The 305-nt window shown below is 60.7% G+C and carries 1 pseudogene; it reads left to right on the top strand.

What is annotated here, in order from left to right:
* Positions 1-305: pseudogene (locus KVT28_RS24815) on the top strand (two-component system sensor histidine kinase BaeA); the annotation flags it as partial.

Below are 305 nucleotides of genomic sequence, written 5' to 3'. Positions count from 1 at the left end.
TCAATTTTGCGCTCGCTGGAGCAGAATCCGGGCAGCGTGTATCAGTTACCCCCGCACGGCTGGCGCACGCAGTTCTGGATTATCGATCAGCAATACAAGGTGCTGTCAGGGCCGCGCCAGCCGGTACCGCCGGAAGGTACCCGGCGCAATATCACCACCAGCAACGGCAAAATTGTTGGCTGGGTGATTGCCCCACCGGCAGAACGTCTGACGCGCAGCACCGACATCAACTTTGATCAGCAGCACCGACGCACCAGCTGGATGATTGTGGCGCTGACCGGGTTACTCGCCGCGCTGGTCACCTG

Origin of the sequence: Pantoea sp. GbtcB22 (genome assembly GCF_019091025.1) — a bacterium.
In the GTDB taxonomy this organism is placed as follows: domain Bacteria; phylum Pseudomonadota; class Gammaproteobacteria; order Enterobacterales; family Enterobacteriaceae; genus Pantoea; species Pantoea leporis.
This window is presented reverse-complemented; position numbering and strand designations above follow the sequence as displayed.